The sequence below is a fragment of the Rhodococcus sp. DN22 genome (genome assembly GCF_036669995.1).
In the GTDB taxonomy this organism is placed as follows: Bacteria; Actinomycetota; Actinomycetes; order Mycobacteriales; family Mycobacteriaceae; genus Rhodococcus_F; species Rhodococcus_F erythropolis.
Genome location: NZ_CP133326.1, coordinates 5,073,615 through 5,094,646, shown reverse-complemented (window position 1 = coordinate 5,094,646; position 21,032 = coordinate 5,073,615). Strand labels below are relative to the sequence as shown.

Annotated in this window: 18 protein-coding genes; 7 read left to right on the top strand and 11 right to left on the bottom strand. The window is 61.2% G+C overall.

Going from position 1 to position 21,032, the window contains the following annotated elements; genetic code table 11:
• The first annotated feature begins 170 nt into the window (after positions 1-170).
• On the top strand, positions 171-2,528 hold the full coding sequence (locus RA302_RS23230) for a LuxR C-terminal-related transcriptional regulator (RefSeq protein ID WP_030535281.1): 2,358 nt from the start codon (positions 171-173) through the stop codon (positions 2,526-2,528).
• On the opposite strand, the gene RA302_RS23225 is transcribed toward RA302_RS23230, so the two are convergent.
• Both RA302_RS23225 and RA302_RS23220 read right to left on the bottom strand, forming a co-directional pair.
• A complete protein-coding gene (locus RA302_RS23225) occupies positions 2,503-2,739 on the bottom strand; it encodes a hypothetical protein (protein ID WP_007733940.1) in 237 nt (78 codons plus the stop codon). The two genes, RA302_RS23230 and RA302_RS23225, sit on opposite strands and share 26 nt — an antisense overlap.
• A 190-nt stretch (positions 2,740-2,929) precedes the next feature.
• Entirely contained in the window at positions 2,930-3,469 is a 540-nt protein-coding gene (locus tag RA302_RS23220; protein ID WP_030535282.1) for a C40 family peptidase, read from the bottom strand.
• A 390-nt stretch (positions 3,470-3,859) separates the two neighbouring features.
• On the opposite strand from RA302_RS23220, the gene RA302_RS23215 reads away from it, so the two are divergent.
• From RA302_RS23215 to RA302_RS23205, 3 genes are all read left to right on the top strand, one after another.
• A complete protein-coding gene (locus RA302_RS23215; RefSeq protein WP_029256089.1) occupies positions 3,860-4,165 on the top strand; it encodes a DUF6412 domain-containing protein in 306 nt (101 codons plus the stop codon).
• A gap of 112 nt (positions 4,166-4,277) precedes the next feature.
• Positions 4,278-5,231 (top strand): membrane protein insertase YidC, encoded by a 954-nt coding sequence (yidC, locus tag RA302_RS23210; protein ID WP_003939695.1) that lies wholly within the window; start codon positions 4,278-4,280, stop codon positions 5,229-5,231.
• Positions 5,232-5,281: 50 nt separating this feature from the next.
• Positions 5,282-6,157: an oxidoreductase gene (locus tag RA302_RS23205; RefSeq protein ID WP_030535283.1), complete on the top strand. Its 876-nt coding sequence runs from the start codon at positions 5,282-5,284 to the stop codon at positions 6,155-6,157.
• Positions 6,158-6,235: 78 nt separating this feature from the next.
• Here the strand turns inward: RA302_RS23205 and RA302_RS23200 are convergent, their stop codons facing one another.
• The 6 genes from RA302_RS23200 to RA302_RS23175 all read right to left on the bottom strand — a co-directional run bounded on the left by RA302_RS23200 (position 6,236) and on the right by RA302_RS23175 (position 12,501).
• Complete coding sequence (locus RA302_RS23200) at positions 6,236-7,243, bottom strand: NADP-dependent oxidoreductase (RefSeq protein WP_007733944.1); 1,008 nt, start codon at positions 7,241-7,243, stop codon at positions 6,236-6,238.
• Positions 7,240-7,668 carry an organic hydroperoxide resistance protein gene (locus tag RA302_RS23195; RefSeq protein WP_003939720.1) on the bottom strand — a complete coding sequence of 143 codons (429 nt, stop codon included), beginning with the start codon at positions 7,666-7,668 and terminating at the stop codon, positions 7,240-7,242. The genes RA302_RS23200 and RA302_RS23195 overlap by 4 nt, the downstream gene beginning before the upstream one ends.
• A complete protein-coding gene (locus RA302_RS23190; protein WP_003940568.1) occupies positions 7,665-8,126 on the bottom strand; it encodes a MarR family transcriptional regulator in 462 nt (153 codons plus the stop codon). Before RA302_RS23190 ends, RA302_RS23195 begins: the two co-directional genes overlap by 4 nt.
• 79 nt (positions 8,127-8,205) lie before the next feature.
• Positions 8,206-9,588: a condensation domain-containing protein gene (locus tag RA302_RS23185; RefSeq protein ID WP_030535284.1), complete on the bottom strand. Its 1,383-nt coding sequence runs from the start codon at positions 9,586-9,588 to the stop codon at positions 8,206-8,208.
• The gene (locus tag RA302_RS23180; RefSeq protein WP_338478147.1) at positions 9,588-11,054 is read right to left on the bottom strand and encodes a condensation domain-containing protein; all 1,467 of its coding nucleotides are present in this window, start codon (positions 11,052-11,054) and stop codon (positions 9,588-9,590) included. Before RA302_RS23180 ends, RA302_RS23185 begins: the two co-directional genes overlap by 1 nt.
• Complete coding sequence (locus tag RA302_RS23175) at positions 10,987-12,501, bottom strand: condensation domain-containing protein (RefSeq protein ID WP_030535286.1); 1,515 nt, start codon at positions 12,499-12,501, stop codon at positions 10,987-10,989. The genes RA302_RS23180 and RA302_RS23175 overlap by 68 nt, the downstream gene beginning before the upstream one ends.
• 470 nt (positions 12,502-12,971) lie before the next feature.
• On the opposite strand from RA302_RS23175, the gene sthA reads away from it, so the two are divergent.
• Entirely contained in the window at positions 12,972-14,384 is a 1,413-nt protein-coding gene (sthA, locus tag RA302_RS23170; RefSeq protein ID WP_030535287.1) for a Si-specific NAD(P)(+) transhydrogenase, read from the top strand.
• Positions 14,385-14,535: 151 nt separating this feature from the next.
• Positions 14,536-15,438: a hypothetical protein gene (locus tag RA302_RS23165; RefSeq protein WP_003940348.1), complete on the top strand. Its 903-nt coding sequence runs from the start codon at positions 14,536-14,538 to the stop codon at positions 15,436-15,438.
• Positions 15,439-15,763: 325 nt separating this feature from the next.
• Here the strand turns inward: RA302_RS23165 and RA302_RS23160 are convergent, their stop codons facing one another.
• Positions 15,764-16,198 (bottom strand): hypothetical protein, encoded by a 435-nt coding sequence (locus tag RA302_RS23160; protein WP_030535288.1) that lies wholly within the window; start codon positions 16,196-16,198, stop codon positions 15,764-15,766.
• A gap of 50 nt (positions 16,199-16,248) precedes the next feature.
• On the bottom strand, positions 16,249-17,250 hold the full coding sequence (locus RA302_RS23155; RefSeq protein ID WP_230587460.1) for an AraC family transcriptional regulator: 1,002 nt from the start codon (positions 17,248-17,250) through the stop codon (positions 16,249-16,251).
• Positions 17,251-17,614: 364 nt separating this feature from the next.
• On the opposite strand from RA302_RS23155, the gene RA302_RS23150 reads away from it, so the two are divergent.
• The gene (locus RA302_RS23150) at positions 17,615-20,134 is read left to right on the top strand and encodes a LuxR C-terminal-related transcriptional regulator (RefSeq protein ID WP_030535290.1); all 2,520 of its coding nucleotides are present in this window, start codon (positions 17,615-17,617) and stop codon (positions 20,132-20,134) included.
• A 6-nt stretch (positions 20,135-20,140) separates the two neighbouring features.
• Here RA302_RS23150 and RA302_RS23145 read toward each other — a convergent pair whose 3' ends face one another.
• Entirely contained in the window at positions 20,141-20,896 is a 756-nt protein-coding gene (locus RA302_RS23145) for a MerR family transcriptional regulator (protein ID WP_030535291.1), read from the bottom strand.
• Between the last annotated feature and the right edge of the window lie 136 nt (positions 20,897-21,032).

Here is a 21,032-nt window from a genome sequence, read left to right as displayed (position 1 = left end):
GAGTAGGAATACGTTGTTTCGTCTGCGTGACACCGGTGTGGCCGTCGTGCATCTCGCACTCGGGGGAGAACAAGTGGGCTCCGATCACATGCTCGCGTGAGTGCTGCTCGGGAGGCCGATCGTGGGGGTAGCGTTGTTGTGTAGTGGTATGGCAGAAAGCGAGTCGGTCGATGGCATCCGCTGTGCGCTCAGAAGCCGACCAGCGAGTTGTCGGCAACCTGCCCTTGGAGCTGACGAGTTTCGTCGGTCGTCGGCGTGAGTTGGCCGACGCCAGGAGATTGTTCGAGACGTCCCGTTTGTTGACACTCACCGGGATCGGTGGCGTGGGCAAGACACGGCTCGCGATCCGACTTGCGGGCGCGTTGCAAAGGGTGTTTCGAGACGGTGCCTGGTTGGTGGAACTGGGGGAGCAGACAGATTCGGATCTCCTCGAAGATCATGTCGCCGTGACCCTTGGTGTCCGGTCGGTCTCGTCGGCGGACCCGCTGCAGGCATTGATCGACTACTGCGCCGATCGGAGTCTGCTGTTGGTGCTCGACAACTGTGAACATCTGGTCGATGCCGTCGCTGTGTTCGTAGGCGCGATCCTACGGCGATGTGCCGGCGTCAAGATCCTGGCGACGAGCCGCGAATCGCTGGGCCTGGGCGGTGAGGTGACGATGCGCGTTCCCTCACTCACCACACCGCAGCAACAGCCGCCCGAATTCGAGGGAATTGCCCAGTACGAATCGGTGTCGTTGTTCACCGAGCGTGCGGCTTCCGTCGTACCTGGTTTCACCCTCACCGAGGAGAACAAGCGCGCCGTTGCGCATATCTGTCATGACTTGGATGGACTCCCACTTCCGATCGAACTGGCGGCAGCTCGCCTGCGTGGTATGTCTGCTGAGCAGATCATGAACAGGCTCTCGGATCGATACCGACTTCTTACAACGGGTGGACGCGACGTTCCGAGTCGTCAACAGACGCTGCGATTGTCGATCGATTGGAGTTACGACCTCTGCTCGCCAACCGAACAGCAGTTGTGGGGGCGGTTGTCGGTGTTCTCGGGTGGGTTCGATCTCGACGCCGCTGAGGGCGTGTGTGGGCAGGACATGAATTCGACCGAAGTGCTCGATCTCGTCACCGCGTTGGTCGAGAAGTCCATCCTGATTCGTGAGGAAACCGACGGGGATGTTCGGTACCACCTCCTCGACCTACTCCGGGAGTACGGACATGAAAAGTTGGAGTCCGCCGGTGAGTATTCCGCTCTGCGTCGAAGCCATCGTGATTGGTTCGAGGCACTGGTCGTTCATGCGGAAGCCGAGTGGATCAGTGGCCGGCAAGCTGCCTGGATCGCAAGGCTCGGTCGTGAACAGCGCAACGTCAACGATGCGTTGGAGTACTCGATTTCCACTGCCGGAGAGGCGCGATCTGCAACGCGAATGGTCGGTGCGTTGTACAGATTCTGGCTTGCAGGTGGATTACTTGTGCAGGCGCGTTATTGGACGGATCGAGCCTTGAATGCAGAGGATCGAGAGCTGGATCCGTTCCGAGTGGATGTCTTGGCCATCGACGCCGTGAATCACGCGATGCAGGGGGAACTCGAACGGGCAGAAGAGTTGGTCGACGAGAGTTGGCGCCTGGCAAACGACTTGGCGGATGTGCGCTCGCGCGGCTTGGCGACGTGGGGAGACGGATACGTCGATACCTTCAGAGGTAACTTCGATACCGCTACAGCCAAGCTGGAATCCGCGTTGACGCTGTTTCGACTCGACAAGAATCTGCTGCATGTTGTGATCGGCCTGGACACCTTGGGAGTCGCGTACTTCCTGTCCGGCGCTCTTGATCGCTCTGTGGAGTGCAACGAAGAGATTCTCGCGATCACCGTGCCCGCCGACGAGATGATGTTCCAGGCATTTGCGCTGGGAACTCTCGGGCTCGTGAGCTGGCTCCGAGGTGAATTGGATGCCGCAAGTGACTATTTGACTCGAAGTCTGAGAATTCTCGATGCCCCGATGAACTCGGCGTGGTGTATCGAGCCGTTGGCGTGGATTGCTGCAGCGCAACGTGATTGGAAGCATGCAGCGGTTCTGCTCGGCGCGGCAGCCATGTATTGGCAGAAGGTCGGGGGACGGCTGGCGGGCCTGCCGGGTTTGTCAGCTCATCACGACACTGCTGCAGAGACTGCTCGCAAAGCCATGGGTGACGATGCTTTCGACAAGTCGTTTCGCAGCGGGTTTGCGATGTCCGAGGGTGAAGCTGTCGCATGTGCGCTCGACAAGCGCTCCAGTGTCACGACTGCGTCGTCGGCTGAAGGGCCTCACCTCACTCCTCGTGAGCAGCAAGTTGCGGAACTGGTTGCCCAAGGGTTGACCAATCGCGCGATTGCGGAGCACTTGGTAATCTCGCTGCGCACCGCTCAGGGACACGTGGAACACGTACTGACAAAACTGGGATTCAGTTCCAGAGCGCAGATCGCAGCGTGGTACGTCTCGACCGCGCAGGAGCGTGACTCGCGTGAGGTCAATGGCTCAGCAGGCCGGAGTTGACGTCCGATAGCAGTTCACCACGGTCGTCGCCGCACAAGCAGAACACCGGGTAGCGCTTACCTTCTTCACGCCCCTGAAACGACACTCGTAGCGGTCCAGGCGCATCCGCGCGAGGGGATTCGGTGAGGAAAGTGTACAGCCACGGCCCCTCGTCCAATTCCACGATGGCGAGAACGGTCGAGGGGTCGCCGTGAACCGTTCGCCAGGACACGACAGTGCCGTCTCCGCAACACCGCGTCACGTCCAACCGCGCCCCACGGCACCTGGCGCAGACCGCGCTCGCGGGCGAGAGGATGACATCACATTCCGCGCAATGGGGGAGTGTCAATCGTTCGGCTCGCGACGAGCGATTCGAATATCGCCGCGATACACGCTGTTTCATCGAGCTTGCGGGATTCATGTCAGTAACGTCGGGCGAGGTAGTACGGCATCGAGTCCACGGGTGCGCGTTCGACCGACTCCCCGGACGTCGGGGCGTGAACGATCTCACCGCCTCCGGTGTAGATCCCCACATGCTCCCCGCCGTAGTACAGGACCACGTCACCCGGCTGTAGATCGTCCCGGGAAACTGGAGTGCCGCCAACCGCCTGGTCGTAGCTGGTTCGCGGAATCGAAACGCCCGCTTGTGCATAGGCCCATTGAACGAGACCGGAGCAGTCGAACGAGTCCGGCCCGGTCGCGCCCCAGACGTACGGAGCGCCGATCTTGGACTCTGCGGCTGCCAATACGCGGCCTGTATCCGAGGAAGCGAAAGCTGACACCTTCGCCGGATTCGTGTCGACGGAAACTGCGGCGATGTTCCAGTCCCGAAGCACGGGGGCCTGAGCGTTCGCGGTGTCGATACTCACGGCAAGGGTTGTCAGGGAAAGAACGCCGACGACAAGCGCTCTTCCGAGTGCATGCTTCCTCGTGCGGGGGTCGGTGAATCGGTGGTGCGACATTTCTCGTGTTGCCTTTGCGTCGATGCGTCCCGAAGCAGGTGTCCAGCTGGGTGTGATCGGGCTTCGGCTTGCGACACTCAGCCTGGTTGCGCCTCGACGTGTTCGCATCGGTCAGTTGGACGGGGTGCATACCTGTTTCGAGCGGCATTGTGGGTGCAAGGCCTGTTGATCGATCGCGAGAACTTCGACGGACTTTCGTGATCCGAATCAAGGAGGGCACGGCGGCCGGCCTCACCCCGGCTCCGGTCAGGCGATTCGCAGCGGGAGCGCCGAACGCTCAACAGTGGCACGGTCGGATGGACCACGATCCTGCGCACAAATGGCTGCGCGAACAAGTACGTGAGGCAAGCGTCTGGCTGGATTCGGCGGACGTTCTGTACTCTCGCAGTCATGCAACAGCGGAGCACAGGAACGGTGACACGGTCACTGTTGCTGCTTCTGCTGCCGTTCATCGCTCTTCTCGCAGTGCCTCCGCTTGGTTCCTCGGGTAGCGCCGCGGTGCTGGGAACTGCGATTGCCGTCTTCGTGGTCGCTGCGCTCGCAACTTCCTCGAAGTACGAACTTCTGCAACTGTGCGCGGTTTCGGCCACTGGCCCGTCTGATGACGAACGCTGCCTGCGTGGTGCTTTCCGCAGGCAGAGCAGCCCGGACGCGCCCGGTCGTCCGCAACCTCGAGCTCCGGGAATCGGTCTGTAGATCGGCAGTCGGCGGGTGTGAACTCGTCGTAGGTCGGTCAGACGTCTTGCGTCCACGACCATTCCCGCGCTCTCATCTCTCTGAGCGTGCCTTTCGGTGAGGTTCATTCGTCATGCTCGATTTTGTCTACTACCCCGTGTCCGGAATCCTCTGGTTCTGGCACAAGGTCTTCTCACTGGTCTCCGGATCACCCGACAACGGCGTCGTGTGGGCGTTGTCGGTCGTATTTCTCGTCTTCACGCTCAAAGCCCTGCTGTTCAAACCCTTCGTCAAGCAGGTCCGCACTCAACTGGTGATGCAGAAGCTGCAACCTCAGATCAAGGCGTTGCAGAAGAAGTATTCGGGTGACCGGCAGAAACTCACTGTAGAGATGGCCAAGCTGCAGAAAGAACATAATTACAGTCCGTTGCTCGGCTGTCTGCCGATGCTGGTTCAGGCACCGGTGTTCATTGGTCTTTATCACGTCCTGCGATCGTTCAATCGGACCGGAGCGGCATCGCACGTCCCGTTTCTGAGCCCGACCGAACCGATGTCGGTGGCGGACAACGCGAACACGGCCAACTACTTCTTCAGTGCCTCGGACGTGCAGTCTTTTCTCGACGCCAAACTGTTCGGCGCACCGTTGTCCGCCATGATTTCGAGCCCGGCAGCACAACTGGAAGCATTCGGCGACGTAAGCCGTATCTCCATCATTCTGGTAGCGGTACCGCTGATGATATTCGCCGCCGTCGCTACACATTTCACATCGCGGGCATCCATCGCGCGCCAAGTGGACACCGGAACCGTCAACCCTCAAACAGCGATCATGAACAAGCTCGCATTGTGGGTGTTTCCGGTGGGGGTGATCGCTTTCGGTGCGTTCGCGCCCGTGGCGATCCTGCTGTATTTCGTGAGTAACAACTGCTGGACGCTGGGACAACAGCATTTTGTGTACGGACGCATCGCTGCGGAGCAGAAGGAAGCCGAATCGTCGCCGACTCCCGGAATGACCGCGCCCCCGTCGCCCAGAGTGGCTGCACCGCCGCTGCCGGGCGCCAAGCCCATCCGCGCCAAGCGCAGGCGATGACGGAAGGCGACCCCTCCCTACCGGCGAGTAAGGCACGTACGCTGGAAAGCATGACCAAATGGACCGCAGAAGACGTAGTCGATCAGACCGGCCGCACATTTGTCGTCACGGGGGCGAACAGCGGACTGGGTGAGGTAGTCGCACGAGCGCTGGGCAAAGCCGGGGCCGACGTCGTCCTCGCCTGTCGTGACACCACGAAGGCCGACGCCGTAGCCGCCGAGATCGGGCCCAACGCGGTTGTCCGCAAATTGGACCTCTCGGATCTGTCGTCGGTACGAGCCTTCGCCGACGCAACGGAGAAGGTCGACGTCCTGGTGAACAACGCCGGCGTGATGGCGGTTCCGTTCCGCCGGACGGTCGACGGATTCGAAATGCAGATCGGCACAAACCATCTCGGACACTTCGCATTGACCGGATTGCTGAAGGACAAGCTCACCGATCGTGTCGTGACGATGTCCAGTGCCCTGCATCAGCTCGGAACTGTCGATCTGGACGATCTCAATTTCGAGCGTCGGAAGTACAACCGATGGTTGGCCTACGGGCAGTCCAAGCTTGCCAATCTGTTGTTCACGTACGAACTTCAACGCAGGTTCGCGGCGTCGGGATCTTCGCTCAAAGCGCTCGCTTCGCATCCGGGATACGCGTCGACGAACCTGCAGGGGCACACCGAGTCGATCCAGGACAAGCTGATGGGAATCGGCAATTCGATCTTCGCGCAGTCCGCGGAGATGGGCGCCCTTCCCGAACTGTGGGCGGCAACCGCGCCGGATGCCTTCGGCGGCAGTTACATCGGACCGGACGGTCCGTTCGAGCAGCGAGGGTATCCGAAGGTCGTGGGGTCGAACAAGAAGTCACACGATACGAAGACAGCCTCGGGTTTGTGGACACTGTCGGAGAAGTTGACCGGAGTCTCGTTCGGGATTTGATTCAGATATGAAGGTGGCCGCGAACTTCGAGAAGTTCGCGGCCACTTTCATATCCGTTCGAGCTAGATGTTGTTCGGGTTACAGCGTGACAACCATCTTGCCGGTGTTCGCGCCGCGCATCAGGTCGATGAACGCTTGCGGTGCATTCTCCAGGCCTTCGACGATGGTCTCGTCCCACTGAATCTTGTTGTCGGCGAGCCACCCTGCCATGTGGGTGCGGAATTCGCCACCGAGGTGACGGTAGCCGCCCACGAGGAATCCGCGCAGTGTGAGCTGCTTGCCGATCACCAGTGCCAGGTTGTGGGGAGCGGTGGGCTTCTCGGTGGTGTTGTACTGAGCGATGGCTCCGCACAGGGCAATCCGGCCACCCTGGTTCATGGCATCGATTGCGGCTTCGAGATGCTCGCCACCGACGTTGTCGAAGTACACGTCGATGCCGTCAGGGGCGGCAGCGGCGAGTAGTTCGGTGATCGGGCCGTCGTGATAGTCGAATGCCGCATCGAATCCGAGTTCGAGAAGTCGGGCAACCTTCGCCGGTGAACCGGCGCTACCGATTACTCGCTTCGCTCCGAGCAACTTGGCGATCTGACCGACGAGCGATCCGACGGCACCTGCTGCGCCGGAGACGAATACGGTATCGCCTTCCTTGAACTCCGCAACCGCGGTGAGGCCGGCATACGCGGTGAGGCCAGTCATGCCGAGGGCACCCAGGTAGGCCGTCGCCGGCGCGATGGACGTGTCGGCCGGAGTCACTGCGGATCCGTCGAGGATGGCGTATTCACGCCATCCGAGGCCGTGGACGACGACGTCGCCCACGGCGCGATCAGTCGACTTGGATTCGACGACCTCGCCGACAGCACCACCGTCGAGCGGCGCACCGACCTGGAACGGCGGAAGGTAGGACTTCACGTCGTTCATTCGGCCGCGCATGTACGGGTCGACGGAGATGGCGATGTTGCGGACCAGGATCTGGCCGTCTTCGAGTTCGGGGAGTTCTACCTCGGCGGTGGCGAAGTTCTCCGACGTGGGCCAACCGTTCGGGCGTGAAGCGAGACGGATTTCCCGGCTGACAGTGGTAGTGCTCATTCGTCGTCCTTACTTACTTCGAGGGTGACCTCGATGTTGCCGCGAGTTGCATTGGAGTACGGGCACACCTGGTGTGCCTTCTCCGTCAGCTCGACGGCCTGATCATGGGGTAGATGGGGGAGTGAAACCTCCAGCGTCACAGCGAGTCCGAAGCCTCCTGCACCGTTGGGGCCGATGCCGACCCGCGCGCCGACTGCGGAATCAGCCACGTTGGCCTTCTCGGCACGGGCGACCATCTGCAGAGCGGAGTGGAAGCATGCTGCGTATCCGGCGGCAAAGAGCTGCTCGGGGTTGGTGCCTTCGCCGCTGCCACCCATTTCCTTGGGAATGGCGAGGCCGAGATCGAGGCGTCCGTCCGAGGTGCGAGCGTGACCGTTGCGGCCTTCGCCGGTGGCAAGTGCTTCTGCGGTGTAGACGATGTTCATGACTTCTTCTTTCCGTCGGAGTGGGCGTTGGATGCTTGAAGTGACTCACCGAGACGCGTGAGAACGTCTCGGAGTTCGGTGAGTTCGTCGTTACTCAGACCAGTGGCGCCTGCGAGCTTGGCCGGGATGTCCTCGGCCTTGCTACGCAAGGTGGAACCCGCCTCGGTCAGGTGAATCTCGACGCGACGCTCGTCCGTGGTGAGGCGTCGGCGCTCGATGAATCCCAGACCCTCCAGCCTCTTGAGCAGCGGCGACAGAGTTCCGGTATCGAGATCGAGTGCCTCACAGATCTCACGCACGCCCCGGCCGTCTCGTTCCCAGAGTGTCAACAGGACGAGGTACTGGGGATACGTGATTCCCAGGTCGTCGAGCATTGCCCGGTACGCGGCCGTAGTGGCCCGCGACGCCGAATAGAGGGCGAAGCAGACCTGGCGTTCGAGAGCGAGTGGGTTGGTCACGAGAACAACTGTAGCGCACAGTTAAGTTGTGCACAACAAAGCAGTGTCAAATAGATCTACGGATAGGCGGCCGTTTCGTCTACGGCGTCGACAGGATCTCGGAGACATGCGAGAGGAAGGTGTGCACTGTCCGGGCAGCGGGCGCAGGAAACCTGGTCCGCACTGCCAATCCGTCGTGAGTTCGTGAGAACCAGAACTGAACGTCGTCGGCGTTCGAGACGCGACTGAGTTGCTGCGGATTGATCGGCGCAGGCTGTGATTCGCTGGGCTTTGATTTACGGGGGCGAGATCCACCGGGCATGGTTCGGTAGTCGGCGTAGGACACCGAGAAGATGTCTCTGCGAGTGGGCGAAACCTCGGGCCCCAAGCTCCGCAACACCTGCCTCGACGAGACGGACGACAGTGAAAGTGACTCGTGGAAAGCGAGATTGACTGCCCGGGCAGTGCTGTGAAGATTGTCCATGCTCGTCACGGTGATGGGCGCATTGGCTACCAGCCATCCGAAGGTGTGGTTGTGTCGCGGTTCCCGACGCGTGTGAACAGGGAACAGTAGGTGCGTGTCCCTCTTGCCGGTCAATTGTGTTGTGGCCAAACCGATCGACGCAAGAATTGCACCGAACGACGAGTGCCGATGATCGGCGCAGTTCTGGTCGAACAGCTCGGCTTCGTCGGCGTCGAGGAGCATTCGGGTGTCTGTGCCCTGGGGCGACATCGCCCCGGCGGGCAGTCCCAGATCTACGGGAAAATGGGGAGTGTCACCCCCGCATGCTCGGAGGAAGGACCGCCAACCCGCAATCCGGTGGTCGCCGGGCTCTGGATCCGCGGTTGCCGATTCCCGGAAGCAGTAGTTGAGGAAACTCCCGGGCTCCGGAAGGAGATCAGACGCGATCGGATCACGGTCCGCCCGCGTGTATTCGCGATACAGAGTGCTGATCTCGGTAATTGCGATGCTCATGGACCAGCCGTCGCAGATGGCATGGTCGAACCCGCAGATCACTGTCGACTGGTCCTCGCGGGTGATGGCACCGAGAAAGTACGCGGGAAACGCGAAAGGATTGCACCATCGATCCAAGCGCTCGCCCAAGAGTTCTCGCACCTGCTCCGGTGTTCTCGCGTCAGCCACTGTTTCCTCACGCAGGCGCAGATCGCCGACGTCGGCGACGTCGACGAACAGTGCCGAGGATTCACCCGATTCTTCGGCCTGGGAGAACGAGCACGACAGGGCGTCGTGACGGGACGTCCATTCCTCGAAGCTGGCCTTGAGTGCGTCCGTGTTGATGGGGCCGGGAACGTCGAAAGTAGCAGCGAGCCAAGTCGTATCGCCGCGGCTGCCGGCAAGATGCAGCTGCTGATTGGAGGTCGGGGGAACCGGATACGTCGTTCCGGTGGAGATTTCGCTCGGCGTCCACTGCAGAATGCGGCCCGGCCGTGCCTCGAACCTGTCGAGAAACGTGATGTGCATCAGGCGGTCTCCACTTCCTGACGTGCATCCGCCTGACGCACGACACGGTAGTCGCCGGTATCAGCGACCGTTCTCAGGACGTTGCGAAGGTGTCGTAGGTACCGATTCACCGATGTGTGCGCCTGATCGGTGTCCGGAAAACTGACCATCACGTACGTACGGTCTTCCTTCCGGTTGATCCACATCGACAGATCACCCGTCGTTCCTGGCCCACCCAGTGCCCGCGCCTCGAGTTCGTCATGGTGCTCGGCACCTGGAATCAGGCGCATGTCGATGTACGACACCATCGGCGGGACCGAGGTTCCACCGATGTCGGATCCGGTCAACTTCGACACCTGGGCGATCACCGAGTGAATGGACACATCCGCGAGTCCCTTCACCGCAGCGCGAGCAGCGTGGGCATGGGGGAGTGCATCGGTAAAGTTCGTGACACCGCTCAGCGTGAACGAGACCGGGACGAGATTGATGAACCAGCCTTGGGAATAGAGGTATCTCGGATCGGAGCGAGTGCCGACTGCGTTGAGCGCGAAGTAGTTCGCTCGATCCGCAACTTCGATCTCGGTGAGGGCGAGGGCTGCGAAGATCCCCGTGGAGAAGCCGACGCCATTGGACTTGCACAGCGCTGCGAACGCGGCTGACTCGTCGCTGTCGAGAACGTCGATGTGTGTGCGGGTCGACCGGGCCTGTTCGCCCCGCGCGACACCGAGGTCGAGGGGGAACGTCGGGAGTTGGCCGGCGTTGGCGGCGAGAATCGAAATCCACTGCTGCACAGGCGCTGCGGCCAGGTCGAGGTTCCCCGCGGATGTCCGTTCCTCGCCGCTGTACTCGGCGTAGCTGCCGGGAGAGGGAAGTTGAGCCTCGATGCCGGCGCTTTCGGCGATGTACAGCGCACGAAGTTCTTCGACGCCCAGCATCAACGACAGGCCGTCGGTGTGCGAGTGATCGACGCCGTAGTAGACGGTGAAGCCGGCGCCGTGCTCGACGACGCCACTGATGAACGAGGGCCATTGCAATGGGCTGGTATCGCCGGCGAAACTTCGGCTCACATGCTCGCGAACCGCATCTGTCGTGTTCAGAGAACCGACGCTGTGCGGCGTGAGTTCGATCGTCGACGCATCCACCACGTGACGGTCGATGACCCCGCTACCGTCGGGATCTTCGGATGATCTCACCTCGAACCAACTGTGCAGTGTGTTGTGCCGCAGGACAAACGCCTGGACCGCCCGACGCAGTGCCTCCCGATCGAGATCACCGGGCAGAGTGAACGTGAATCCGATCCACGGCGACCAGTCGACGCCTTGTGCGCGCTTGTGATCGGCGGTACGAATGTGTCCTTCCTGTAGGAACGAGAGCGGTTGGTCGCTCCGTGGTGCCCCGGATGCCGCCGCCAGGGATTGTTCAGTAGGCCTGAACTCGGTGAGCGTCCCGGCTTTCGGTGCCCAGAGATCGATGGGTGTCATTTCCATGAGAGTTCTCCTCGATCGGTACAGCGGTATTGATCGGTACGGCGGTGTTGGTCGGAGGTGCGAAAGTGTCGGTCGAGAAGGCAAAGTCCTCCATTTCGCGGCGTAGGAGTCCCGCGAACTGATGGATGTGGCGGCTCGTGCGCGCGTTGCCCGGGTGGCGTATGGCCAGATTCAGCCCTTCGGGAGTCCGCGTGAGCCAGATGTAGACGTCGGTTCCCGAATGATCTCGACTACGAAGGCCCCTGGTCTGCCAGCTCGTCCATTGCTCGGCACCAGGAACGTGACGAACGTCCATGTACGAGAGCACGAACGGCAGGTGCTGCGGGGAGTCGATCAGCTCGCACACTTTCGAATACGGCAGTGCCGCGGCGGGGCGGACGCGCCGTATCTCCGTGCCGGCAACCTTGGCCAGATCGCTCACGGTTGCGGCGGGGGCAATCGGAATCCTCACCGGCACAACACCGATGAACCATCCCAGCGACGCGGCCCATCGAAGCTCCGAACGGGTGTGTTGCGGCACGACGACGCGGAATTCGTCTGCACCGGTGAGATCGCCGGTCACCTTGGCCGCGCACGCGAGTATCGCGGCCAGGAATCCTTGGTTGCTGCGCTTGCTCGCTTCTGCCAGGCGTTCGGCTCCCCGGGCGCTCAGAAGCCAGGCAGACAGGCTCTGCTGAGGGACTCGGCGTCCGGTGACCGGTTCGGGTAGCGCTGGAAAGTACGGAGCCTCGCCCTGCGCGTAGAACTCGCGCCACGTCTGCACCGCCGGGTGAGAGCGGTCCGCGTGTCCCACGAGATCTCGTTCCTTGGTGCCGAAGTCGATGTAGCTTCCGGTCTCCGGCGGCGAGGGAGGGCTTCCCTCGCTCAACGATCGGTAGATCGTCTGCAGTTCGTGCGCGGTCAACGCCACCGAATATCCGTCCAGCAGAGCATGATCAGCGGCAAAAACCACGGTGAAGTGGTTGGGGCCTTCGATCGTCGCGAACTGATACGCAGGCCAGACAAGTGGATCGGTCGATCGGTCGAGCAGTTGCTGCAGATGTGTGAAGACAGACATCGAGGACGCAAGGTGTCCGACCTCGGCGCCCAGAATCCGGACGTCTCCAGACGCCGCGGTGCGTCGGACTATCGTTTCGCCCTCCACGGCGACGTGTGTTCGGAGCACTTCGTGGCGATCGATCCAGTGATCGAGAGCGGCCGCCCAGGTCCTTCGGTCGAGTCGGTCGTGGATGCGAAACGAGGTACCCAGCCACGACGGAGTGCACACGTCGGTCTGATGGTGCACCTGCCGTTTCGCCTGCTCGGCATGTTTCAAGTGTGCCTCGTGTATGTAGCTGGCGGGACGCTGGTCGACAGGCCACAGCTCGGGCGGATTCACCGCGGCGGGAGTCCACTCGGTGACGGTCCCTGGAGGTAGGGGATAGTCGGCAAGTTCCGTGAATTCCATTGGGAAACCTGATCTCTCGAGATGGCGAAAGGTGGGGATCGTGAACGGGGCGGATGTTTGTAACCGAGAGTGACAGATGATTAGTCAAGGCAAGTAGAACGCGGCCCGAGGCTCCGCGCAACTGCTTCGGTGCGGGATGTGACGAGGAACATTCCGCTCGTTATTTCGGACAATTCGAATACTGGACATCCGGTTTACGGCCCTGGTCACCTGTCAGTTGATCGATCAATCACTCTGTGGTGAAACAAATTTCAACAGACCGTTGTGAATTCCGTCGGCGACGAAGCATGTGCGCATGCGAACGTCGGAATATGTTTATGTGTAGCAAGTTTCGTATGGATTCGGCTGTATCTCTTTTAATTGCAACAGGGTTCGTGTACTGCCGTCGTGTCGTTTCGGCGCGCGGATTGTTCACCGAGTATTGACATGCTCGGCATCTGCCGGTCGTATGCAGACGGTATTTCTAAGCGATGACTGATCCGATGGAATACGACCTGGTTGTGATCGGCTCCGGCCCGGGTGGGCAGAAGGCTGCCATCGCGGCGGCCAAGCTGGGTAAACTGGTAGCGATGGTCGAGAAAGGCAACATGCTCGGGGGAGTGTGCGTCAACACCGGCACCATTCCGTCGAAGACGTTGCGTGAGGCGGTTCTCTACCTCACCGGGATGAACCAACGCGAACTGTACGGCGCGAGTTACCGCGTCAAGGAGAACATCACTCCGGCCGACCTGCTGGCGCGAACCCAGCATGTCATCACCAAAGAAATCGAAGTCGTTCGATCTCAGCTCCTGCGCAACCGCGTCGAATTGTTGGTAGGGGTCGGCTCGTTCGTCGACGAGCACACCATCCTCGTCGAGGACGCCTCGCGCGGAGACAAGATGACGATCACGGCGAAGTTCGTCGTGATCGCGACCGGAACGTTGCCTGCTCGCCCGGCGGGGGTGTCCTTCGACAGTCACCGGGTGCTCGACTCCGACGGGATCCTCGATCTGACCTCCATCCCGACCACCATGGTCGTCGTGGGCGCGGGAGTGATCGGTATCGAGTACGCATCGATGTTCGCGGCACTCGGCACCAAGGTCACCGTCGTCGAGAAGAGGACGTCGATGCTGGACTTCTGCGACCCCGAGGTCATCGAATCGCTTCGATTCCATCTACGCGATCTGGCGGTCACTTTCCGATTCGGTGAAGAAGTGACGGCCGTCGACGTCGGAGCGAACGGAACGCTTACGACGCTGCGCAGCGGCAAGCAGATTCCCGCCGAGACCGTGATGTACTCGGCTGGACGGCAAGGCCTCACGGCGCCACTCGCGCTGGAGAACGCCGGGCTCGAAGCCGACGAACGTGGCCGTATCTACGTCGACGACAATTTCCGCACCAAGGTCGAACACATCTACGCCGTCGGTGACGTCATCGGATTCCCGGCGTTGGCGGCGACGTCGATGGATCAAGGTCGACTCGCGGCCTATCATGCCTTCGACGAACCAGGCGCGAAGCTGATGGATCTGCAGCCGATCGGCATCTACTCGATTCCCGAGGTGTCGTACGTGGGCGCCACCGAGGTCGATTTGACCAAGGAATCGGTGCCGTACGAGGTTGGCGTTTCCCGATACCGCGAACTCGCGCGCGGGCAGATCGCAGGCGACACCTACGGGATGCTCAAGATCTTGGTGTCGACGGATGACCTGAAACTGCTCGGTGTTCATATCTTCGGCTCGGGTGCAACGGATCTCGTGCATATCGGCCAAGCGGTGATGGGGTGCGGCGGGACCGTCGAATACCTTGTCGACGCCGTCTTCAACTATCCGACACTGTCCGAGGCGTACAAGGTGGCGGCGCTCGACGTCATGAACAAGATCAGGGCTCTCAAGCAATTCCACTAGGGGTCGGGGTGTCCCCAGGTACCGGTCAGGGGCGGTCGGTGTACTTCTCGGGTAGCACTTGTTCGAATACCTGAGGGTGATGTCAGGCCTGGGGAAATAAGGCAGGGTCTATCTCCATGACCATTGCCCAGGAACTTCGTGTGGAATTTCGATGCTGATCGGACTGATTGCCGCGATCGTGGCATGCGTCGGGTACGGCGTTGCATCCGTGCTGCAAGCCTACGGCGCGCGCAAGTCGGCAGCTGCCGCCGAGCAGCGTGGCGAGGCCGGACACGTGACGGCGTCGGGTGGCCCGACCTTGCGTTCCACGTTCGCGGCCGCGCTGACGGCGTCGTTCATCCTGGGCACCGTGCTCGATGCGGTCGGATTCGCCGGAAGTGCCATCTCCGCGCGGCTCATTCCACTGTTCTTGTCGCAGACAGTGGTCAGTGCCAATCTCGTCATCACGGCAGTGCTGGGGACCGTGGTCCTCGGCATCCAGTTGCATCGTCGCGACTGGTTCGCGATCGCTGCGGTGATCGGATCGCTCCTGCTGCTCGGATTGTCGTCAGGTCACGCGGGCGGTGGGAGTTCCAACGACGTCGTCCATTGGGGTGTCCTCGTGGGCTCGGCGTTGATCTTGCTGATCGGCATCGGTTTGATCCGATGGTTGGGCTCACGCGCAGCAGTTGTCGCCGGGTTGATCTCGGGTGTGCTGTTCGGCTGTCTGGCCATTGCCGTACGCGTGGTCTACGGAATCGATCCGTTCGAAATCGGCACCATGCTCCGCGATCCGGCCGGCTGGGCGATCCTCGTTTCGGGCCTGGGCGGTTTCTATCTGCACACGGTGGCGCTGCAACTGGGATCCGTCAACGGAGCGACAGCGGCTCTGGTTGTCGGCGAGACGGTGGTTCCGGGAATCGTTGGCGTCGTGGTGCTCGGCGACGCGTCGAGACCGGGCCTGGAATGGCTTGCCGTCGTCGGCTTCGTCGGGGCAATCGCGGGCGCCGTCGCCGTGGCCGTCTTCGGCGCGGCGAGCCACGAGGAGAAACCGGTCGAAGAAGTGACCGTCTGATGCGGTAGCGAAAAGCTGTGCTGTTCGACCGGTCAATTGGTAACGAAAAACGCGTTCTCGCAGATAGTTCCAGTGCGCCCCAACGTCCCGCATACGTTGTGCGGTCACGGGCAGCGGGACGAAGAACGGAGGAAAGTGATGAGCAGCTTGGATATTCAACGCTGGTCGAACGACTTCACCGCGCTGACCAAGGTCATATCGGAAGGCATCGAGCAGTTTGTTCTCCGGTTCATTTCCAGCTGAAGTGATCTGAGCTCGCTGCCTGTCATGGAATTATTGATCTCCACCGCGGTTCGGAGGACGAATCGTGATGAAGCAGAGGTTCTTACGGGGTTTCGGAGGCCTGGGCGGGGGCGAGCAGGTAGGAGAACACGTACGTAACTGCGGCGATGACCGCCAGTACGATCAAGGAGGTCGGGAATCCTCCGGCATCTCGCACCGGGTCACCAGTAGCGACGACAGCCGCCATGGACACTCCGATTACCAGCAATGTCACCGCCAAGGCAGAGCACGCAGCGAACCGATGCTTCCAGCAGCAGACTGTGCGCGCCGGCCATGTGTGGCTTGTTCTCAGGGCGCAGCGCCCACCTGCAACAGCGCTCGAGCCGACAATCAGCCCTGCCAGCGCTCCGATGAAGGCGGGTATGAACAGTCCTCCCCAGGACCAGGCTCCATCGCCGACTATCGGGATCATCACGGCGACACCTGTGACCGCACCTGTGAGCGCAGCCAGACTCAGTTCCTTGTCGACCCAGCTCATGGATCAACTAGAACACAGGCACGCTCGCGAGGCTGTGGAGTATCTCGGATTCAGGGGCTGAAGAACTCGAGTCGGCGGCGCAGGCGTGCGATCGACGGGTCCCCGATCGTGCGTCTGCCGTCGGTTCGGGCTTGGCTCGGGGTCATCCCGTAGAAGTCCTTGAACGCTCGCGCCAACTGGGATTTCGAGGTGAAGCCGCATCGCAGGGCCAACGCTTCGATCGTTTCGTTCGGCATCTCGGTTCTGGTCAATTCGCGGTAGACGAGTTCGAGACGCTTCCGCCGAATGACAAGAGCTATTCCGCCGTCGGATGCGAATGCGCGATAGAGCTGTGCCCGGGAGACGGACAATGCTGCGCACATGCTCGTCGGGCCGAGCCAGGTCTCCGAGAGATGCTCGGCGATGTAGGCGTACGCACGATCGCGGAGAGAGTGATCGGGCCGCGGCGACAGATCAGGTTCGGCGATACCCAAACTGACACGAAGGAGGGAAGCGACGACGTCCTCGTAGCCGGCCGCAGCATCGGGATCGAGATGCGGTAGCGCGAGTACGACCGATTGCATGCACTGAGCGAGCACGACGGCAGGAACTCCGCGCAGTACCGTCCCGTGTAGAGAACGACCCTTCGACTCGGCCTCGACGAGGGAACGCGGTGCGAGGAGCGTGATGGTGCGCCCTGTCGATTCCGCCTCCGCGTCGGCGGTCCAGGTACGCCCGAGGTCGAAGAATGTGACATCGCCTGGACGTGCGACGAAATCGACTCCGTCGGCGTTGCCGCTCAACTGCCCGTCGAGGACGACCTGGACCATGTATTCATCGTCGAGTCCGCTCTCGGCGATCAGCCGATTGTTTCGGGTGTACTTCTGTGCGTTGAAGGTAGTTTGACCGATCAACGAGGTTCCGATGGAAAGCGCTGTGATCGAGCCTTCGAGAGATGTGTCAGGGTCAATTCGGTCGGTGACGAAGAACGGACGTGTGACACTGCGCCAGAAGTCGTCGGCGTCCGCAGGATCGACCGATCGGGTCGACACGCGGATGCGGGCGGAATTCATCGACACGCGGGCATGATATGTCAGATCCCGCAGGTCGCAGTCACTCTCCCGCAAATAGACGTCAATAGTGACCGAGCCCACATAATGAGACAAATCGGGCGTATTTGTGAGACGGCCAGTGCTCGCGTGTCGCGGCGAAGCTGTCTATGTTGTTCGTTATGGGTGGACAGGTTGGGAGTTCGATGCTCGAACGAAATCTCGAGTTCGGCGGGGATCGACTGCTCGTTTGTCGGCCATCATGACGTCCACTTCGAATCGATCGCAGCTATCTCGAGCAAAGCGAAATCCTCGAGGAAGGGGCACGCTGCAAAGGCGGCTTGCCGGGCGTGGAGCCACGGCGATTCGTCCCCGCCTCCTCGGATTGATGGAACGCTCGGCGGGATTGACTGTCATCGATTCGCCGCTTGGGTTCGGCAAGACGGAACTCGCCGCGTTGTGGCTCACGACTCTCGGGCAGGTGCCGAGCAGACCGGTAGTCTGGGTGCCGGCGCCATCGCATCGGATGACCCCCCTCGAGTACTGGAACACCGCGCTCGCAGTAATTCAGGATTCGCTGGAATCACTCGAGGCCCCGCCACGAATGCGCGAGGATCCAGTGGGCGCGATCGAATCACTCCTCGACTCGTCGCCCGCACCATTCGTGTTGGTGTTCAACCGCATCGACCTGGTTGAGGGTGACGAGGTGGGACGCCGAATCGTGGATCTGATCGTGCGGCTTCCCGGATTGAAAGTAATCGTCACGCTGCAGGATCGGTCTGCGACGGACTTGCTCGAAGACGTCCGCGTGGACGAGTACCTGTGCGCGAACGACCTCAGATACACGCTCGACGAGTCCACCGTTCTGTTCGCGGAGGCAGGGATTCACCTTCCCTCGGGCATCGTCCATTCGATCTGTGAACGCGTCGCCGGCGTTCCCGTGCTGATGAAGGTTGCTCTGAGTGCGGTTGCGGGGCTGAGTGAACCGAGCCGTGGACGCGAACGCGTTCAGCAGCGAGTGGACCAGGCGATCCACGCGTACGTCAGTCGGACCGCTCCTCGGTCGGGCAAGTCGCTCGAGTTGTTCGACTTCGCGACTACGATCGCCGCTGCCCGCACGGTGACACCAGAGATCGCTCGTGTCTTGTCCGACGATCTTGACGTGGAGGGCAAACTGGACTTGCTCGAGTCTTTCGGTCTGATCTTCCGGAATGGTTTCGAGGGAGAACCGTCCTGGTACTTCGCGCCGTCAGTTCGACTGGCATTCATACAGATACGGGCCGAACAAGGGGATGGATTCGAAGATCCCTTCCAGGTTCTCGTCGATCACGCTCTCGGGACTTCGGATATAGCCGGTGCCGTTCACTACGCCTTGGACGGACGCAAGTGGACCAGGGTGCTCGACATACTCGAGCGCCACTGGGCTGATCTTCTGGTCGATCACACCGGATTGGTCCGGACTGCGTTGCAATCCATACCCGGTGACGTACTCAGTTCGAACCCTTCGATTCTGGTGGGTCGTGACCTGCTCGAATCACGTCTGCGGCCGCAGTTGATCAACGGCGATTCATTACCGACGGAACCGGCGGAATTGCGTGCGATAGGTGGTAGTCCGCATGCGCACAGCTTGTTGAACGTCGGAACTGTCCAATCGGTGGTGCTGAGAACATCCGGTAAGTACCAACGCTCTACCGAGATCACGCGCAAATTGGCGCACGTCGTGTACGGCCTCGGCGACGAGTCGTTGGGCGCGTTGGGGTCTCAACTGCCCGCCCTGCGGCTGATCTGGGGGGTCTCGCATCAATTGACCGGTGACCTCGGTGATGCCGCGGTGGAATTGCGACTCGCCTATCAAGGTGCGGTGCAACATGGTCCGGAGTTCGTCCTGCGTCACGCCGCAGGCAATGCCGCGCTCAACTCCGCGCTGATCGGGGACGTCGCGCACGCGACGGACTGGCTGCACCTGGAAAGCACACACCCGGACGTTTCGGGATGGTTGGGACCGCCCTCGCACATGGGGGGAGCGATCGCGCGGGCACTGGTGGCGTGCGACAGCGTGGACCTGCACGCCGGAGCTGCCGCGATGGACGCACTCGCCGAGGTTACACCGCCGGGCGACCTGTGGGCGTTCGCGGCCTACACTTACACCAGATTTGCACTGCTGCAATCGGACCCGTTCTCGGGGCTGATTTCCCTCCAGCGCGCAGTGGCAACGCACGGGCACGTGAATCCGTGTGAACGATCGCTCGGTGACGCGCTTCTCACCGCGGCACGTATCGATCTTCTGTTGGCGTCCGGGGAGGGTACCAAGGCGCTGGAAGAATCAGTCGCTGCGCCACATACGTTTGCAGTTGTCACGGTCTCCGTGGCGCGGACGCATCTCCTGACCGGGTCGCCGTCCCAGGCATTGGAATTGTGCCGCGAAATCGACTGGAGCGGGCAGTATCTCACGAGGTTTCGGCTCGAATCTCTGCTGATCGAATGCGCTGCTCTGTGTGAACTGGGCAGGATCCCCGCTGCCGCGAGTACATGGGAGGAAGCTCGCGGACTGCTCGAAACCTCCGGTGTCCTGTCGGCCCTGGCGACGATACCGCGTGATCTGATCAGGCAACTCGAAGATCGGGCCGAGGGCTCGAGCAGTGCCGTCGCGACCTTTCTCGAATCCGAAGCGGCGCAGATATATCCGGCGGCCATCGTTCGGGTCCAATTGACGAAACGGGAGATGGACGTTCTCGTGGAACTGGGTCTCGGCATTCCGATCGGTGAGATCGCGCGGCGGTTGTTCGTATCCAACAACACGCTGAAGAGTCACCTCCGAGCCTTGTATCGCAAACTCGGTGCGCATTCCCGGGAAGAGGCTGTCGCGGCAGCGCACCGACACAACCTCCTCGGCAGTGGGCAGGACTGATCGGCGTCAGTGCAGATTGCGCTCGGCGTAGACCTTCATCGCGTCACGGACCAGCGAAGCGGTGCCTTCTCCGTACTTGTCGTAGTTTGCAGTGAAGCGGGGATCGTCGACGTACATCTGGCCGAGTCCGGTGAAGGCGTCGGCGCTGGGAGTCCTTCCCTGCCAACCGATCTTTATCCACTCGAACTGTCTTCGGGTAATCGTCTGGACGTCGTCGCTTTCCGCGGACAGCCCCGCTGTCAGTGCTTTTCCGAATGCCGCTGCGATGTCGGCTTGAGCTTGCAGATGAGCTTTACGGTCCTGCTCCGACATCGACCGCCACCAGTTGTCGCCGCTGGTGTAGGCGTCCTTGCCCCAGCGCTCGATGACCTCGTCCTTGTATCGGGTGTGGTCGAACCCGTCGAAAACATCTTCCGGCATGAGTGATTCACCATTCTTCGTCTTGTTCAAGGTCCTGTTGACCGATTCGATCTGTCTCGAGATCCGCGTGCGCTCTTGCTCGAGGAGTTCGAGGTGCGTACGCAGTGCGGCGGCCGTATCGCGTTCGCCGGTGAGGACTTCGGCGATGGCCGGCAATCCGAGTCCGAGTTCCCGAAGTAGAAGGATGCGTTGCAGTCGCACCAGGGCGTCTTCGTCGTAGAAGCGGTAGCCGTTGGCGCCGATGCGACTCGGTTCCAGGAGTCCCAAATCGCCGTAGTGACGCAGCGTTCTGCTGGTGGTACCTGCGGATTTGGCGAGTTCTTGGATGGACCATTCGCTCACGTGGAGTTCCTACTCTCGGATCGGTTGTGCTCATTCAGCATGCAAGTTGACGTTGCGTCAATGTCAAGAAAGTTCTCGGTGTGCATTGTCGGGAACGTTTTATGTCCGTTTCGCCGTATCGCCACGAACGGGTCTC

Bases quoted from the DNA above. Each gene is read 5' to 3' on its own strand.
- RA302_RS23180 (WP_338478147.1), bottom strand. From the start codon at position 11,054: ATGGAAATGACACCCATCGATCTCTGGGCACCGAAAGCCGGGACGCTC.
- RA302_RS23220 (WP_030535282.1), bottom strand. From the start codon at position 3,469: ATGTCGCACCACCGATTCACCGACCCCCGCACGAGGAAGCATGCACTC.
- RA302_RS23205 (WP_030535283.1), top strand. From the start codon at position 5,282: ATGACCAAATGGACCGCAGAAGACGTAGTCGATCAGACCGGCCGCACA.
- RA302_RS23155 (WP_230587460.1), bottom strand. From the start codon at position 17,250: ATGAATTCCGCCCGCATCCGCGTGTCGACCCGATCGGTCGATCCTGCG.
- RA302_RS23185 (WP_030535284.1), bottom strand. From the start codon at position 9,588: ATGCACATCACGTTTCTCGACAGGTTCGAGGCACGGCCGGGCCGCATT.
- RA302_RS23195 (WP_003939720.1), bottom strand. From the start codon at position 7,668: ATGAACATCGTCTACACCGCAGAAGCACTTGCCACCGGCGAAGGCCGC.
- RA302_RS23215 (WP_029256089.1), top strand. From the start codon at position 3,860: ATGCAACAGCGGAGCACAGGAACGGTGACACGGTCACTGTTGCTGCTT.
- RA302_RS23200 (WP_007733944.1), bottom strand. From the start codon at position 7,243: ATGAGCACTACCACTGTCAGCCGGGAAATCCGTCTCGCTTCACGCCCG.
- RA302_RS23230 (WP_030535281.1), top strand. From the start codon at position 171: ATGGCATCCGCTGTGCGCTCAGAAGCCGACCAGCGAGTTGTCGGCAAC.
- RA302_RS23175 (WP_030535286.1), bottom strand. From the start codon at position 12,501: ATGGAATTCACGGAACTTGCCGACTATCCCCTACCTCCAGGGACCGTC.
- sthA (WP_030535287.1), top strand. From the start codon at position 12,972: ATGACTGATCCGATGGAATACGACCTGGTTGTGATCGGCTCCGGCCCG.
- RA302_RS23160 (WP_030535288.1), bottom strand. From the start codon at position 16,198: ATGAGCTGGGTCGACAAGGAACTGAGTCTGGCTGCGCTCACAGGTGCG.
- RA302_RS23165 (WP_003940348.1), top strand. From the start codon at position 14,536: ATGCTGATCGGACTGATTGCCGCGATCGTGGCATGCGTCGGGTACGGC.
- RA302_RS23150 (WP_030535290.1), top strand. From the start codon at position 17,615: ATGGAACGCTCGGCGGGATTGACTGTCATCGATTCGCCGCTTGGGTTC.
- yidC (WP_003939695.1), top strand. From the start codon at position 4,278: ATGCTCGATTTTGTCTACTACCCCGTGTCCGGAATCCTCTGGTTCTGG.